Source organism: Acidilobus sp. 7A (genome assembly GCF_003431325.1).
Classification (GTDB): Archaea; Thermoproteota; Thermoprotei_A; order Sulfolobales; family Acidilobaceae; genus Acidilobus.
The window spans coordinates 144,287-160,145 of sequence record NZ_CP010515.1; the positions used below are offsets into that span (position 1 = coordinate 144,287).

Consider the following 15,859-nt stretch of genomic DNA (forward strand, 5'->3'; position numbering starts at 1 on the left):
GGTAGCTTGCCAAGGGCAGACCTTGTCATCTATAACGCTAACATCGTCCTCTTCGAGTCGCCCCCCGTCGTCAGCTCGGGCCAGGTGAGGGTGCTGGAGGGCGGCGAGGTGGCGGTTGCCTCAGGCGCCATAGTTGCCGTGGGCCAGAGGGGCGAGGTGAGGGGCACCTTCTCAGGCCAGGAGGTTAACGCGGGCGGCAGGCTGCTGACCCCGGGCCTTGTGGATATGCACACCCATGCCATATTCGCTGGCAGCAGAGACGACGAGCTTGAGGCGAAGCTTGAGGGCGTAAGCTACGCCGAGATACTGAGAAGAGGGGGAGGGATCTACAGAACCGTCAGGGCCACCAGGGCCGCCAGCGACGGGGAGCTGAAGGGCCTGCTCGTCGCAAGACTTAAGACGATGCTAAGCCTTGGGACCACCACGGCCGAGGTCAAGAGCGGCTACAGCCTGGACTATGAGGGCGAGCTGAGGCTCCTGAGGCTGATAGCTGAGGCCTCCAGGGAGGCGGGGGTTGACGTCGTTCCAACGCTCCTGGCCCACGTGCCGCCTGAGGACTCAAGGGAGGGGGAGGCGAGGAGGGCCTACGTTAGGGGCTTCGCCGAGCTCGCAAGGAGGGCCGTGGGCCTCGCCAGGTTTGCTGACGTCTTCTGCGATGAGGGGGCCTTCACGCCTGAGGAGGCAAGGGTAATACTTGGGGGAGCCAGGGCGGCGGGGCTCGGGGTAAGGGCGCATGCCGACCAGCTGACAAGGGTGGGGTGCGCTGAGGCCGCGGCCGACACAGGGGCCCTCTCGGTTGACCACCTTGAGGTGTCGGACGAGCGCTCCATCAAGGCGCTGGCCTCCGCCGGCTCCTTCGCGGGCCTCCTGCCCGCGAGCCTGCTAGCGACCATGGGGAGCTCGAGGCCTCCCGTGCCCCTTCTCAGGCTTCACAGGGTCCCCGTGGCCCTGGGCAGCGACCTGAGCGCCAACAGCATAATGCCCTCTATGCAGACAGCCCTGGACCTCGCCATATACCTCTACGGCCTGACCCAGGCCGAGGCCATAGCGGCTGCCACCGTAAACGCCGCCCTCTCCCTGGGCCTCAGGGACAGGGGGATCGTAAGGGTGGGGGCCAGGGCCGACCTGGACCTCTGGGACATCGAGAGGCTCAGCCAGCTCGGCTACGAGTGGGGCAGGGACAGGGTGTTAATGGTTTTGAGCCGCGGCTCTGCGGTGAAGAGCATCATCTAAGGGTAGACCCTCAGGCCGCCCACGTAGGCCTCCAGCGTCCTGACCCCCTTGAGCTCGCCGGGCTCGACCTCCAGCGGGTCGCGGGAGGCCACTATTAGGTCGGCTAAGGAGCCGACCTCAAGGCTCCCTAGCCTCTCGTCCCCTAGAACCTCAGCCGAGCCCCTTGTGTAGGCGTGAAGCGCCTCCTCAGCGCTCAGCGCCTGACCCACGCCCTCAAGCCCTCCAGTGGCCGCCGCAAGGTTAAGCCAGGGGTCCGTTGGGCTGACTGGGGCGTCCGTCGAGAGCCCTAAAGCCGCTCCAGCGCTGAGCATTTCCCTGAACCTGTAGGCCCACCTGACCCTGTCGCCCAGCCTCGACCTTATCCAGGGAGCGTCGTCAACCCTAAACATGGGCTGAATCGCTATCCTCAGGCCCCTGAGGGCTGGCAGCTGGTCGTCCCTGACAAGGGAGGCGTGCTCAACCCTGAGGTGCTCCCTCATCCCCTTGGAGCCCCTGAGGAGGACGTCAAGGGCGGCGTCGCCTATGGCATGAACCGCGACCTGGAGCCCGAGGGCGCTGGCCCTCCTCAGAGTTGCGCTCATGTAGGCCTCGTCCACGAGCGCCCTGCCCCTGTTGCCAGGGTCATCACTGTATGGCTCGCTCAGGTACGCGGTCCTGGCCCCGAGGGAGCCGTCGGCGAACACCTTGATGCCGCTTACTTTAACCATGTCATTGCCGAAGCCGCCGTGAACGCCGAGGGCCTCAAGGAGGCCCAGCGCGTCAGCGTCGAGGTAGAGCCTCAGCCTTATGGGCAGGGAGCCCGAGGTCAGGCCAGGCATAAGCTTGAGTGGCACGTTAATGAAGCCGACCGCCGTGATTCCCTGGGAGACGAGCCTCCTGGCCTCGGCCTCAACGTAAGTCATGTACTCCTCGGGCCCCGGCTCGAGCTGCCTCAGCGCCCTGATCACTGCGTCCTCCCTTATGACCCCTGTCGGGGACCCGTCGGGCCCCCTGTCTATGAAGCCGCTGAGGCCGCTGAGGTCCAACGACCCCAGGGCTGAGGAGCTCACCAGGGCGGCGTGGCCGCAGACCCTTATCAGAAGGGCAGGCCTGCCACCAACTATGTCATCTATGTCAGCGGACGTCGGCGTCCTCCCCATGAGGTTGTCGTCCCAGCCCCTGCCGAGCACCACGCTTAAGCTGGGGTGGGCCTTAAGGTAGTCCCTGACCCTGGCCCTCAGCTCCTCGACGCTCTTAACACCCCTGAGGTCAACGCCCTCGTCCTGGATGGCGAGGCCGCTCAGGTGCATGTGCGCATCTATGAAGCCCGGCATGCCGACGCCCCTGCTGACGTCGACCTCATCGCACTCGAGCTCCCTGCAGGCCGCCTCGATGCGCCTGCTGTCACCGGCGAGCACAACGGTCCCGTTAACAGCCAGCAGCGAGTCCACGACCTTGGTCGGCCCAAAGGAGGTGTAGATCCTCCCGAAGAAGGCGGTTGACCTCAAGGGCTCACCTTCCTCACTTCCTCTTTATGAGCGGGAAGTCCTCAACCTTGGCCTCCCCCGACCTGCCCCTCTCGTCAACGACTGCGACGCTCTCACCGAGCAGGGCGTACCTCACGTCTATGTAAGCCTGCCCCACGCCCCTCTGCAGCACGGGGCTGAAGGTGCCGCTGGTCACCCAGCCGACGTCAACGTCATCAACCTTTAGCCTGTAGCCGCCCCTCGGTATGAACCTGGCCGAGGACTTCTTCATCTCTAGCCCGACCCTGACCCACCTCACCCCCTCCCTCCTGCAGGCCCTCAGCGCCGTCTCGCCTATGAAGCCGCTCTTGCCCCAGTCTATGGCGCCCATGCCGTACCTTAGGCTGAGGGCGCAGGGGAACCTCAGCGGGTCCTCGCCGTACTCGTTGCCGCCAAGGACGAAGCCCATCTCTATCCTGAGGGTGTCCCTCGCCGCTATGCCCACAGGCTTAGCCCCCAGCTCGAGGGCCCTCCTGTAGATCCTCTCCGCCTGCCCAGGCTCCGCCCACACCTCAAAGCCGTCCTCGCCCGTCCAACCGCTCCTGCTCACCAGGAAGGCCTTAGCGTCGCCAAGCTGGACGTCATTTATGAACTGTAACGGCTTAAGGGAGCCCGCCTCCTTGAGCCCCATGCCCTCCATGACCTCGACGCTCCTCGGCCCCTGTATAGCTAGCATGACATAGGTTGACGTCAGGTCCTCAAGCTTCACCTTCAGGCCCCTCGAGGAGGCCGCCTGGAGCAGGTGCGCCTTCATCCTCTCAGTCACAGCGGCGTTTGGCACCGCGAGCCACTCGCTGTCGGAGACCCTGTACCACATCTCGTCGTCTATTACCCTCGCCAGCTCCGTTAAGGCAAGTGTTGGGCCGCTCATGAAGCCCTGCTTCGTGGCTGAGACCTTCTTTGTGAATACTACATCTAGGAGCTCTTCTGCGTCATCGCCGGTCAGCCTTAGCCTGCCCATGTGGCTTATGTCAAAGATCCCCACTGAGGTCCTCACAGCCATGTGCTCCTCCACGGTCGAGGTGTATATCATGGGAACGCTCCAGCCCGCGAACTCCCCGAAGGAGGCCCCGAGGCCCTCGTGGAGCTGGGCCAGCTGTATGACCTTGAGCGACAAGCTTGGCACCTCTGAGGGCCTTGCCCGAGGAAGATTAAAAGCTGGGAAGTGAGGAGGGCAAGTTCAGCTCAGAAGATGTCCACGTAGGAGATCCTGAGCTGCTTGCTGGCCTCGTCAAGGCGCCTCCAGTCCTCGTAGGAGAGCGACCAGCCCACGGCCCCAGCGTTCTCCTGGGCCTGCTCAGGCGTCTTAGCCCCAGGTATCGGGAGCACAGAGCTGCTGGCCCTCAGCAGGAAGTTGAGGGCCACCTGGGCCGGGGTCCTGTCGTACTTCTTTGCGACCTCCTTCAGCTCCTCGGCCAGCTTGAGTATCTGCGAGTAGTTCTCGGGCCTGAAGAGCTGGTTGCCCCTCCTGACGTCTGTGAACTTTGAGACCTCCTCCAGCGTGTACTTGCCCAGCACCGCTGCCTGGGCCAGCGGGCTCCAGGCCAGCACGGTCATATTGTTGGCCTCAGCGTATGGTATGTGCTCCTGCTCCGCGCGCCTCTCAACTATGTTGTACCTGAGCTCAAGTAGCTCGACGTCATACTTTGCCAGGCAGTAGCGGAACTCCTCTATCAGGGACACGGGGTAGTTGCTCAGCCCTACGTACCTGACCTTGCCCATGGCTATGAGCCTCTCGAAGGCCCTCGCGTACTCGCACGTGGGTATGTTGTGCCACGCCGGCGGCCAGTGCGCTAGGAGGGCGTCTATGAAGCTCACCTGCAGCCTCCTAAGGCTGCCGTCTACTGCCCTGAAGACGTCATCGTAGCCAAGGAAGTGGGCCGGTATCTTGGTCACTATGAGAACGTCGCCCCTGTTGACCTGGAGCTCCCTCAGCGCGCTCCCTATAAACTTCTCGCTCATGCCGTTGCCGTAGACCATTGCCGTGTCTATGAGGGTTACGCCGCTCTCAAGGGCCTTGGCTATGGTTGCCTTGGCCTGCTGGTACTCCGTGACCCCCCAGGCGTCGCTGAACTCCCAGGCGCCGAGGCCTATCCTTGAGACCTTCTCCTTTGTGGAGCCGAGCTCCGTGTACTCCATGCCCATTCTCTCACCGCGATAAGCCTGCTGAGGGTCCTTTTATGTCTATGTACTTGGGGTCGGTCTCCTGACAACGTTGATAAGCGGGTCTATGTTAGTTACCCTGACCTCGACCCTGTCGCCGTCCTGCAGGTACCTGCCCCTTGGGTGTCCCACGCCTGGAGGCGTGCCAGTGAATATGAGGTCCCCGGGCATGAGCTTCATGTACTTTGAGATCTCAGCCACTATCCCGGCGAAGTCGTACGTCATATCGCCCGCACAGCCGCGCTGCACCCTCTCGCCGTTGAGGTACGTCTCAACGCACAGCCCCTCGAGCTCTGGGTAGCCCTCAACTACCTTAAGGTAGGGCCCCGTGGGGGAGAACGTGTCAACGCTCTTAGAGAGGCACCAGGGCATGCACTCGTCGTACTGGAGGTCCCTGGCGGTCACGTCGTTGCCGGCCATGTAGCCAAGTATGGCCTCCTGCGCCTCCCTCCTGCTCGCCCCCTTGACGGGCCTGCCCATCACTATGACAACCTCGCCCTCGTAGTCAGGCTTTGAGACAAGCCCTGGCACCTCTATCACGTGAAGGTTGCCTATGAGCGCGCTGGGGGCCTTCATGAAGAACACGGGCCTCTCTACCGACTTCATCTCCCTGGCGTGGGCCGCGTAGTTCTTCCCTATGCCTATTATCTTAGAGGGGGTCGGCACCGGGGGCTCAAGGGGGCTTGACAGGCCCTGGACCCTGTCCCCGGCCTCCAGGCCGTCCACGAGCCTCAGCGGGTCCCTGTAGAAGGCCGCCGGGTCAACCGGGGAGGAGTTAAGCAGGGCGAGGCGAACCTCACCCCCCTCAACTATAGCAAGCCTCTGGGACCCGCCAAACAGGACAGTCGCGAGCCTCAAGCGCTTCGCCTCGGACCTGTATGCGCCTTAGGTTAAAAGCCCGTCGCCCAAGGCGAGCGCCACTGTCAAGCTTTTAAAATGTCGCACCCGGCTCTAAGCCGGAAGACCAGGTGCGTTTGGGTTGGCAGCGAGCCAGGAAAAGAAGGTCATGAACCCGCTGAGGTACCTCAGGGAGGCCGTCAGCACCCAGATATACGTCAAGCTGAAGGACGGCACTGAGTACGTGGGCCTCCTGCTGGTCACGGACTCAACCATGAACTTGGTGCTTGACAACTCCGTTGAGGTCAAGGACGGCAGGCAGGTGGTCGCGAAGCTGGGCAAGATACTGATAAGGGGCAGCGTGGTGCAGTATGTCAGCTTCAACCCGGAGCTGGCGGCTCCTGACGTGGCCTCAAGGTAGCCTACTTTCAGAAGTTGAAAGGTATAAATATTGGTAAGGTGAACGGCTTGGAAGGGCGCAGACAAGTGGGAATTAGAACCGTACTGATAGGCGCAGGAGGCGGCAGCTCCTACTTCCTGGTGGGCCTCGAGAGGCTTAAGTCAAGGGAGGTACCGCCTGTCGGCATACCCCTGGCGGGGCTCCTGAGGGCCCACAGGCCTGAAGACATAAACGTTGTCGCTGTCTACGACGTTGATAACTCCAAGGTAGGCAGGGACATGTACTCCATAGCCTCCAAGCTTGTGCCGGCCAGCAACATACCGAGGAGCCTTAAGGACATAGTGGTCAGCAGGGGCCTCCACTGCGGCAGCCTCGGCGGCCTTAACGTAGATGCCACAGGCCTTGAGGACGTCATAGGGAGCCCCGAGAGGGCCTTCGAGGAGTTCGTAAACCAGCTCGCGAAGCTGAGGCCAGACGTCATAGTAAACGTGATAACGACAGAGCCCATGAGGTTCGTCGACAGCGAGGGGGAGCTGGTGAGGCTTGCCCCCCAGTGCGCCCTCGGCGCCACCTTGGCTTACGCCTACGCTGCGGCTGAGTACTCGACCAAGACTGGGAACCCGGTCGCGTTCATAAACCTCACCCCTCCCGCGACTGCTAACAGCCCGGGCGTCGTGAGCGCCTTTGAGAGGGCCGGGGCCCTGGTTATGGGGGACGACGCCGCAACTGGGGCTACGCCGCTGACGGCTGACCTGCTTGAGCACATGGCTGAGAGGGGCAGGAGGGTTCTCTCAATAGCGCAGTTCAACATAGGCGGCAACAGCGACTTCCTCAGCCTGACGGAGCCTGAGAGGAACCACTCGAAGGAGGTCACCAAGAGCAGCATGGTCTCAGACATACTCGGCTACGACGCACCCCACTACATAAAGCCCACTGGCTACCTGGAGCCGCTTGGGGACAGGAAGTTCGTGGCCATGCACATAGAGTACGAGTCCTTCGGGGGCTTCAGGGACGAGGTCATAGTGAACGCCAGGATAAACGACAAGTCAAACCTGGCGGGGCTCATGGCCTCAGCAATACCTGTGGCCAAGTCGCTGCTGGAGAGGGGAGTGCGCGGAACCTACGCCACGGCCAACAGGTTCTACATGAAGATGCCTGGGCCGAGGGGGAGCAAGAACATAAGTAAGATAGTCGCCTACCAGGACCTGCTCAGGGAGCTGAAGAAGCTCGACATTATATAGCATATAATCAATGTATTTAATTAAGATACAAACACGTATAAGATTCTCGCTTTACGTTTAGCGTCGAGAGCAGCGTTAAAGGAGGTGTGAGCGTTGATAGGGATAACGCCGCTGCAGTACGGCCTCTCCGTGGTCTCGGGCGTGATAGTGGGGTTCTCCCTGGGCCTCATAGGCGGTGGGGGCTCTATACTTGCCGTCCCGCTGCTACTTTACTTAGTGGGCCTTAGCTCAATCCCCAACGCCGCCCACGTGGCCCTCGGCACTACGGCGCTGGCCGTGGGAATCAACGCTTACATAAACTCCTACATGCACCTGAGGAAGAGGAACGTCGCGCCAAGGGTCGGGGCGCTGTTCGCCGGCGTCGGCCTCATAGGGGCCCTCCTCGGCACCTACCTGGGCCACATAACCCCTGGCGAGAGCCTCCTTCTTTACTTCGCCATAGCCATGATAGTCCTGGGCGTCTACATAGGATTCTTCAGGCACGCGGCCTCAGCCGGCTCCAGGGAGGAGGTCGACAGGGTCCTTGAGGCTGTCTCGAGGTGTCCAAAGCTGACGAGAAGGGTTGCTACCATTGTTGCGGCCTCTGGCTTCTTGGTCGGGCTGATAAGCGGCTACTTCGGCATAGGGGGCGGCTTCCTCATAGTGCCGGCCCTCATGTTCTCGTCAGGGCTGTGCATAGCTAGGGCCATAGGCACCTCACTGTTAAGCGTGGGCACATTCGGCGTGGCGAGCGGGCTTGAGTACGCTGTCTACGGCGACACCCTATTTATCATATCGGCCCTTTACGTCGTGGGCGGCGTCGTGGGCGGCTACTTAGGCACGAGCCTCGCCGTAAAGGCGCCCAAGAAGACCCTCCAGAGGGCCTACGGCATCATAATAGTGCTCGTCGGCATCTACATGATCTTCAAGGTCCTTCACCTGTGAAGCCGTTTATTTTGCCCTTAGCCCTCCTTCTTTATCGGGCGAACAGCCTTGGCTGAGGGCGAGAGGTACGTAGTCGTAACCGGCGGCGACAGGGGCATCGGGAGGGCCACCGTGCTGAGGTTTGCAAGGGCTGGCTTCAACGTGGTCTTCACTTATAGAAGCAGTGCCGAGGCCGCCCAGAGGACCGCGGAGGACGCCAGGAAGGCGGGCGCCCCCAAGGCTCTCTTCTACCAGGCTGACGTCTCCAGCTGGGACTCCGTCTCCTCCCTGACAAAGGCCATTGAGGCTGAGGTGCCCTACGTTAACGTCCTGGTCAACAACGCCGGCATAATAGACTACAGCGACTTGGAGTCCCTGACGCCGGAGAGGTGGAGGGAGGTCATAGACGTCGACCTGACGGGCCCCTTCCTCGTCACCAAGGCCCTCCTGGGCCTGCTGAGGAGGGCAAGCTGGGCCTCCATTGTTAACCTGGCAAGCATAGCTGGGCAGACGGGCAACGTGCTGGCCAGCGTGGCCTACTGCTCGGCCAAGGCGGGCGTCATAGAGCTTACCAAGAGGCTCGCCGTGGAGCTGGCTAAGTACGGCATAAGGGTCAACGCCGTTGCCCCGAGCTTCGTGGAGACTGACATGGTCGCTGACATACTTAGTGACGAGAGGAGGAGACGCGAGGTGGAGGCCATGCACCCGCTGGGCAGGATAATTAAGCCTGAGGAGGTGGCAGAGGCCATATACTTCCTGGCAGACCCTGCGCTCTCGCTCAACATAACTGGGCAGGTCATAGGCATTAACGGCGGCAGGTACACGTGAGAGGCGAGTCCCCAGGCCCTAGCGGTTTTAATTCAGGTCCGCTAGTCAATGGGCGGAGAGCGGCGTCTTGATAGACCTGTCGCTGAGCTCCCTCGCAGCTGACCTGAAGGAGGTTGGCTACGCCGTACTCTTGGGGTCCATCATTAACGTCGGCCTGACGCTCCTCTGGGCCGTCAGGTGGACTCTGGGCCTCCGTCACCTTGGCATCGGGGCCTCCTACACTAAGGTCCTGGTGGCAATCACTTCCAGCTTCCCCATAGGCAACCTTTTGCCCGCTGGCAAGGCGGCCCAGGAGGCCTTCAGGATAGCGTACCTTGAAATAGGCGACGGCAGGAGGCCCTCAGTCATGGCGGCCGTGACCATGGAGTGGGCCTCGGAGGGGCTCATACTTGCCGCCCTCCTAACCTCTGTCATAGTTAGGCACTACCTCTGGGGCGCCCTAACCCTGGCAGCCCTTGGCGCCTCGGCCTCCCAGAGCGTTGCCGAGAGGGCTAAGTCCGCCGTCGCCGACCTGCTGGGGAGCATAAGGGCGCTTGCCAGGGACAGGAAGCTCATGGCACTCTACATGAGCGTAAGCGCTATCATAATAGCAGCTGACGTGGCCAAGGTGTGGCTGCTGGCTAACCTGAACGGGATATCCTTGGGCCTCTTCGACCTCCTTATACTTTATGTTGTCATGAGGGTGACGTCGGTCGCCCCAACCCCGGCCGCCCTGGGCTTCCTGGATGTCAGCGTGATAGGCGCCCTAGAGCTCATGGGGTATTCGACGGCGAGCGCGGCCCTCTTCCTGCTCTCGCTGAGGTTTGTTGACACTGTGGTGCCCAGCCTCGTTGGACTCCTTGTGCTGGCGGCCAGCGGGGGCTGGCGCGTCGTGAGGCAGCTGAGGGGATCAGCTTGGAGACGCTGAGGGTTGTGATGGTGAGCGACTGGTTCCCTCCAAGGGTTGGAGGCGTTGAAACAAGCGTAGAGGAGCTCTCGAGGGCCCTGTCAGCCATGGGCCACGAAGTCATAGTGGTGACTCACCAGAACAGGGCAAGGCCCTACCCTCCCACGCTTGAGTCAAGGGACGGCTACTACGTCTACTGGGACAGGTCAAGGCTGAACGCCAGGGACGAGGTTACCGTTGACCCTCTGACTGTCGCCAGGGCGGCCCTCTTCGTGAAGAAGAACGCCGCTGACGTTGTTCACTCGCACGGCCTCTCATCAATACTGAGCTTTATGACAGCGATAGTAGCGAGCGGCGGCACAGGAGCCCCCTCTGTGCTCACAAATCACTCCCTCGTTGATGACTCCCTCGGCTGGCTCACCAGGAGGCTGCTGAGGTACGCCCTGAAGTGGCCCACGAGGCTCGTGGGCGTCTCAAGGGCCGCTGCCGAGGACGTCTCAAGGATAAGCGGCAGGCCCGCCTCGGTTGTGCACAACTGCATAGACGTGAGGAGGTGGAGGTCCCTGGCGGGTGGCCAGAGGCTCGACGGCGACCCAGCGATAGTTATAACCTCGAGGCTCTCGCCGAGGAAGAATCCACTCGAGATAGCCGCTGTGGTCTCGCTGGTCACGAGGGAGCTGCCGAGGGCCAAGTTCTACGTGGTAGGAGACGGCCTCCTGAGGGAGGGGCTGAGGGAGGCCGCCAGGGCGAGGGGGGTTGAGAACAACATAGTCATGATGGGCACTATTCCCAGGGAGAGGGTGGCCTCGGTGCTGTCAGGCGCTGACGCCTTCGCCTTAACCAGCTACAGGGAGTCCTTCGGCCTGGCCGTGCTGGAGGCCATGGCCCTTGGCGTGACGCCAATAGTGTACAGGAGCCCTGGTGTCCTTGACCTTGTGGAGGGCGGCGTGAGCGGGCTGATAGTTGACGGCCCCGAGGGCATGGCTAAGGCCATAGTTGAGCTCTACTATAACGAGACCCTTCGCTCGAGGCTGTCATCAGCCGCTGCGGAGAGGGCCGAGTCCTTCGACTGCAGCCTTATAGCTAGGAGGTACCTTGACGAGTACAGGGCTGCGGAGGAGGGGAAGTGCAGGGACGACAGGAGGTTCCTGGTCTACAAGGCCTTCAGGCTTCTCACGGGAGACCCCGTGAGGCCCTGCGAGTGGTCCAGGGATAGGAAGTGGAGGTACCATGAGCGCGCCAAGGAGGGCATTGTTCCTGTCATCAGACGTGGAGCAGGACGCCCCTCCCTACCTCAGTAGCGAGAGGGGGCTGCTCGAGGGCCTGCCCAGGCTCCTTGACCTGCTCGACGAGCTGCGAGTAAGAGCCACGTTCTTCGTGGTTGGCAGGGTCGCGGAGAGGCACCCGCGCCTTGTCTACAGCATAGTTGAGGGGGGTCACGAGCTGGGGAGCCACAGCTACACCCACTCAAGGCTCGACAGGATGCCGCTCAGGGAGGCCGAGGGGGAGGTGATGACGTCGCTCAAGGTCCTCAGGGACTTCTACGACGTCAGGTCCTTCAGGGCCCCTAACCTGAGGCTGCCAAGGGCGCTCCTGCCCGTGCTCAGGGATGAGGGCGTTGACGTTGACTCCAGCCTGGCGGCCTACAAACCCCCCTTCGCCCTGGGCCCAAGGGTTGAGGAGGGCGTTGTCAGGGTGCCAGCTACTGTGACCAGCAGCGTCCTGAGGCTCCCGTGGCCGCTCCTCAGGCCAGCGGCTATGGTTATGCCCAGGGTTGCCACGCTATTCATACACCCCTGGGAGGTCTCTGGGGTGAGACACCTGAGGCCCGACATAAGCTTAGGCACTGGGCCGAGGGTACTTGACCCCCTCGCCAGGCTCGTAAACTACATGAGGGGCAGGGGCTACGAGCCGCTGACTATGCGCGAGGCTCCAAGGTTGCTGGGCATCGGCAAGGTCCTGGACAGCTGACCATATTACATATAAAACGCGAAGGTCAGGGCAGAGGGGGCAAGGCCTTGGTGCTGGGCAGGCTGAGGAGGCTGGTCAACGAGGTCGCGCCGTCAACTATAGGCAGGGCCCTCCACAGGGCAGGGGTCACCCCTAACGAGATAACCTACGCGGGCCTCGCGCTCTCGGCCCTCGCCCCCCTGGTCGTGTGGCTCAGGGCCCTCTACCTCCTGCCGGTCATCATACTGCTGGCTGGTCTCATGGATGTACTTGACGGGGCCGTGGCCAGGGCGGCGAACAGGACGACGCCCTTCGGCTCCTACCTTGACTCCGTGACCGACAGGGTCAGCGACGTCCTCCTCTTCCTTGCAATGGCCATGGCCGGGGTCAACCAGTATATAACTATGGTGGCCCTCGCCTTCTCCCTCATAGTGAGCTACTCTAGGGCAAAGGGGGAGCTGCTCAACGTTAAGATGGAGGGGATCGGCGTGGCCGAGAGGGGCGACCGCCTCATAATTCTCTTCATAATGTCAATACTCCTGCTCTTCAGGCTCAGGCTCGTCAACGATGCCCTCATGGCACTGATAGCAACGCTTGCGGCCGTCACCGTTGTTCAGAGGTCACTTCGCGTCAGCCGCGCCCTTGCAAAGTGAGGAGAAGCGTGCCGCGTCGTCCCTCATATAGACGTTGTTGAACATTACGTAGACGTCCCTCGATGCCTGTAGCGCCCCCCTCACCTTGGAGCACAGGGCCTCCAGGTCCTGGTCTGTGTACCTGTACTTGTAGTTCACCTCCCCCCTCCCTATGCCGTGGAGCCTAAAGTAGACCACCTCCCTCTCCACGGCGGGCCAGGCCCTGAACGGGTCAACTACGTGCACGATACCGTCAAGGCTGCCTATGACCCTCTCTATTAGCTCAGGGGACCTGAGCCACGAGCCCCTTGGCTCCCAGCCTATCAGGAAGTCCCTCGTCCTGACGGCCTCAAAGAAGTCCCTGGCCTGCCTTGCGTTCTCCTCGCTCGCGCCGAAGCTCGGGGGAGTCTGCACGACCACCAGGGCGGCCCTGAGGGCCCTTGCAGCTGAGGCGACGATCTCCCATGCCTCAAGGTTCTCCTTAGTGGTCCTGAGGTTACCGTAACGGCCCGCCAGCTCCTCTGGCACCCTGCGCCTGGCCCTCCTCCACGTGGGGCTTCCGGGAGGGTGGGTGACCGCCTGCCACGCCTTCATTGTAAACCTGAAGCCCTCCGGCGCCTCGCCCCTCAGGGACCTTAGCTTGTCCTCGTCAGGCATGTCATAAAACGTCTCCTGAAGCTCAACTACGTCGAAGCTGGTGTAGTACCTCTGCCTTCCCAAGCACCAGCCGCAGCAGCCCACCAGCAGCATGGTTGCCCTCAGGTAGCTTACCTGGGGCTGAAGTTTAAGTCTGCCAGGTCCTTCATCCTAGCTGTTAGGTTTCCTGCTAATAAGTAAAGCTTTTAAGCCTAAAGTTAGGTAACGTTTAAAATAGCTCAGTAACCGATACTCAGGTAAATGATATAGAGGGGATGGCGCGGTGGAGTACAAGTGGACTGTGCTCACTAACACCACGCTTGGAATACTCATGGCAATGATAAACTCCTCAGTACTTATAATATCGCTTCCCGCTATATTCAGGGGTATTCAGATTAACCCACTGGCCCCGAGCTCCTTCGACTACCTGCTCTGGCTTCTCATGGGCTACGGTGTCGTCTCCTCCTCGCTGGTGGTCTCCTTCGGCAAGCTCTCCGACATGTACGGCAGGGTCAGGCTCTACAGGCTTGGCTTCATGATATTCACCCTCGGCTCTGTGCTTCTCTCAATTACCCCAGGAAAGGGCAGTGTGGCCGCGACAGAGCTCGTGGCCTTCAGGATGGTGCAGGCGGTCGGCGCCGCCCTGTTAATGGCTAACAGCGCTGCGCTGATAACAGACGCATTTCCGATAACTGAGAGGGGCAGGGCGCTGGGCATAAACCAGGTCGCGGGGATGGTGGGTAACCTGGTTGGCCTTATCCTTGGGGGAGTGCTTGCAACCGTTAACTGGAGGCTTGTCTTCATAATAAGCGTCCCCTTCGGAGTGGCGGGGACCGCCTGGTCATACCTCAAGCTCAGGGAGCTCTCAAGGCCCAGGAGGGAGGAGAAAGTGGACATCCCTGGCAACTTGGCCTTCATTGGTGGCCTGGTGCTCCTGCTGGCTGGCATAACCTACGCTCTGGAGCCATACCACGGGGAGGCCATGGGTTGGACCAGCCCCAGGGTAATAGCGCTTATGAGCGCTGGGGCAGCGGTGCTTGCAGTGTTCCCGCTGGTGGAGCTTAGGGTCCAGTACCCCATGTTCAGGCTTGAGCTCTTCAGGTCAAGGCAGTTCTCCGCCGGAATATTTGCGGCGCTCCTGGCGGGCCTTGCCCTTGGAGGCCTCATGATCACGCTCACTGTAATGCTTCAGGGCATCTGGCTCCCGCTTCACGGCTACAGCTACAGCTCAACGCCGTTCTGGGCCGGCATCTACATGCTGCCCATGCTCTTCGGCTTCGTTGCCCTTGGGCCACTGAGCGGGGCTCTGTCAGACAAGTATGGCGCCAGGGAGCTGGCCACGGGGGGCATGTTAATAGCCTTCGCGGCCATGATGGCCATGATGACGCTCAGCTACAACTTTTCATACCTGCCCTTCGCACTGATGATATTTATAGTGGGAGTAGGCAACGGCATGTTTGTGGCCCCAAACACTGCCTCCATAATGAACGCCGTGCCCCCGGAGCACAGGGGGGTAGCCTCAGGCATGAGGTCGGTTATGACTAGCATGGCTAACACTGTGAGCATAGCCCTGTACTTCTCACTGCTGCTCAGCGCCTTTGAAGCGAAGCTTCCCTCAGCCATATATTCATCACTTGTGAGCGCCGGGTTCCCGCAGGCCCTGGCCCTTGAGGTCTCTAAGATTCCCCCAACTGCGGCCCTCTTCGCGGCCTTCCTGGGCTACAACCCCATGCAGGTGGTCCTTCAGGATCTGCCGCAGAGCATGGTGAGCCGCATAGAGGCCAGCGACCCCTCGGGCATTAGTGATGTTTTGAGCAACACCTGGTTCCCCCACGTTATAGCTCCCCCATTCATGTATGCGCTCAGGTTCACGCTGCTGATATCAGGCGTAATAGTGGTAGTGGCCGCCGTGGCCTCAGCCCTCAGGGGCAAGATGGCGACTCAGAGCCTGGGAGTAAAGTGAGCCAGGCCAGCGGGGAGCAGGTACCTCATTGCCAGGAGCAGGAGGAACGAGACCAGGGGTACCGTGATGTTGTCGTCGACGCCGTTTATTCTCTCTACAAAGGATGCCACCACGGCGGCGGCTATTCCTTCGAGGCCCAGGAAGTAGCCCCCTATGAGCGACGATACTACGATCATCGCTATGGTTCCTGACCACGCCTTGCCCCTGACCCTCCTGAGGCCCCTCACGACCCCTGTGATGCCATCACCAACTGACATAAACAGGGCGGGGACAGCCCCAATCACCATGCTTGGGTCAAAGAACCAGGAGGCAAGTATGACGAGGCCCCACATCAGCGTGAAGTGCGCCTCGTACGCGTTGTCAGGCTCCTGGAACCACGACATGAGGTTACGCCTTCTCCTGTAGGCGATGTAGCCCGTTAAGGCCATGGCTGAGGCGAACGCCATCCAGGGCTGGGTGTATATTATGGGGACGAGGGCGGCCACAACTCCTCCCCCGAGGATGTGTATCGTCTTCCTGGCCATGTACCTTGATATCCTGTCGCCTAGGCCCCTCGAGAGCGAGAGGGCGTAGACGCCCCTTGACACGTAAAGCGTCACGGCGGCCACCCAGGCGCCGAGGACCACCGTTAGGGCCAGCTGAAGCCAGATTGACAACATGACGGCTCAGAAGTGGGTAGAGG

General features: G+C 61.3%; 16 protein-coding genes. 10 read left to right on the forward strand and 6 right to left on the reverse strand.

Annotated features, from left to right (window positions below):
- The first annotated feature begins 6 nt into the window (after window positions 1-6).
- Window positions 7-1,233 carry an imidazolonepropionase gene (hutI, locus tag SE86_RS00705; protein ID WP_117353868.1) on the forward strand — a complete coding sequence of 409 codons (1,227 nt, stop codon included), beginning with the start codon at window positions 7-9 and terminating at the stop codon, window positions 1,231-1,233.
- On the opposite strand, the gene SE86_RS00710 is transcribed toward hutI, so the two are convergent.
- From SE86_RS00710 to SE86_RS00725, 4 genes are read right to left on the reverse strand one after another with little or no spacing between them, the layout of a single operon-like run.
- Window positions 1,230-2,720, reverse strand: a complete 1,491-nt coding sequence (locus SE86_RS00710) for an amidohydrolase (RefSeq protein WP_117353869.1) — start codon at window positions 2,718-2,720, stop codon at window positions 1,230-1,232. The two genes, hutI and SE86_RS00710, sit on opposite strands and share 4 nt — an antisense overlap.
- Before the next feature lie 13 nt (window positions 2,721-2,733).
- A complete protein-coding gene (gene gcvT, locus SE86_RS00715; RefSeq protein WP_117353870.1) occupies window positions 2,734-3,864 on the reverse strand; it encodes a glycine cleavage system aminomethyltransferase GcvT in 1,131 nt (376 codons plus the stop codon).
- 59 nt (window positions 3,865-3,923) lie between these two features.
- Complete coding sequence (locus SE86_RS00720) at window positions 3,924-4,877, reverse strand: aldo/keto reductase (RefSeq protein WP_117355008.1); 954 nt, start codon at window positions 4,875-4,877, stop codon at window positions 3,924-3,926.
- A gap of 45 nt (window positions 4,878-4,922) precedes the next feature.
- Window positions 4,923-5,759, reverse strand: coding sequence for a fumarylacetoacetate hydrolase family protein (locus tag SE86_RS00725; RefSeq protein WP_117353871.1), 837 nt, complete (start codon window positions 5,757-5,759; stop codon window positions 4,923-4,925).
- 121 nt (window positions 5,760-5,880) lie between these two features.
- Here SE86_RS00725 and SE86_RS00730 point away from each other — a divergent pair, with 121 nt between their 5' ends.
- The 8 genes from SE86_RS00730 to SE86_RS00765 all read left to right on the forward strand — a co-directional run bounded on the left by SE86_RS00730 (window position 5,881) and on the right by SE86_RS00765 (window position 12,599).
- Window positions 5,881-6,159: a U6 snRNA-associated Sm-like protein LSm6 gene (locus tag SE86_RS00730; protein ID WP_117353872.1), complete on the forward strand. Its 279-nt coding sequence runs from the start codon at window positions 5,881-5,883 to the stop codon at window positions 6,157-6,159.
- Window positions 6,160-6,206: 47 nt separating this feature from the next.
- Complete coding sequence (locus SE86_RS00735; protein ID WP_211096602.1) at window positions 6,207-7,379, forward strand: hypothetical protein; 1,173 nt, start codon at window positions 6,207-6,209, stop codon at window positions 7,377-7,379.
- Between the two features lie 96 nt (window positions 7,380-7,475).
- Window positions 7,476-8,303 (forward strand): sulfite exporter TauE/SafE family protein, encoded by an 828-nt coding sequence (locus SE86_RS00740; RefSeq protein WP_117355009.1) that lies wholly within the window; start codon window positions 7,476-7,478, stop codon window positions 8,301-8,303.
- 48 nt (window positions 8,304-8,351) lie between these two features.
- Window positions 8,352-9,110, forward strand: a complete 759-nt coding sequence (locus SE86_RS00745) for an SDR family oxidoreductase (RefSeq protein WP_117353874.1) — start codon at window positions 8,352-8,354, stop codon at window positions 9,108-9,110.
- A gap of 67 nt (window positions 9,111-9,177) precedes the next feature.
- Window positions 9,178-10,017, forward strand: a complete 840-nt coding sequence (locus SE86_RS00750; RefSeq protein ID WP_117353875.1) for a lysylphosphatidylglycerol synthase domain-containing protein — start codon at window positions 9,178-9,180, stop codon at window positions 10,015-10,017.
- Entirely contained in the window at window positions 10,005-11,297 is a 1,293-nt protein-coding gene (locus SE86_RS00755; protein WP_117353876.1) for a glycosyltransferase family 4 protein, read from the forward strand. The genes SE86_RS00750 and SE86_RS00755 overlap by 13 nt, the downstream gene beginning before the upstream one ends.
- The gene (locus SE86_RS00760; RefSeq protein ID WP_117353877.1) at window positions 11,227-11,967 is read left to right on the forward strand and encodes a polysaccharide deacetylase family protein; all 741 of its coding nucleotides are present in this window, start codon (window positions 11,227-11,229) and stop codon (window positions 11,965-11,967) included. The genes SE86_RS00755 and SE86_RS00760 overlap by 71 nt, the downstream gene beginning before the upstream one ends.
- 50 nt (window positions 11,968-12,017) lie before the next feature.
- Entirely contained in the window at window positions 12,018-12,599 is a 582-nt protein-coding gene (locus tag SE86_RS00765; RefSeq protein WP_117355010.1) for a CDP-alcohol phosphatidyltransferase family protein, read from the forward strand.
- Here the strand turns inward: SE86_RS00765 and SE86_RS00770 are convergent.
- Complete coding sequence (locus tag SE86_RS00770) at window positions 12,567-13,298, reverse strand: DUF72 domain-containing protein (protein ID WP_211096605.1); 732 nt, start codon at window positions 13,296-13,298, stop codon at window positions 12,567-12,569. The genes SE86_RS00765 and SE86_RS00770 overlap by 33 nt on opposite strands.
- Before the next feature lie 199 nt (window positions 13,299-13,497).
- On the opposite strand from SE86_RS00770, the gene SE86_RS00775 reads away from it, so the two are divergent.
- Window positions 13,498-15,177 (forward strand): MFS transporter, encoded by a 1,680-nt coding sequence (locus SE86_RS00775; protein WP_117353879.1) that lies wholly within the window; start codon window positions 13,498-13,500, stop codon window positions 15,175-15,177.
- Here SE86_RS00775 and SE86_RS00780 read toward each other — a convergent pair.
- On the reverse strand, window positions 15,156-15,836 hold the full coding sequence (locus tag SE86_RS00780; protein ID WP_117353880.1) for a dolichol kinase: 681 nt from the start codon (window positions 15,834-15,836) through the stop codon (window positions 15,156-15,158). The two genes, SE86_RS00775 and SE86_RS00780, sit on opposite strands and share 22 nt — an antisense overlap.
- Between the last annotated feature and the right edge of the window lie 23 nt (window positions 15,837-15,859).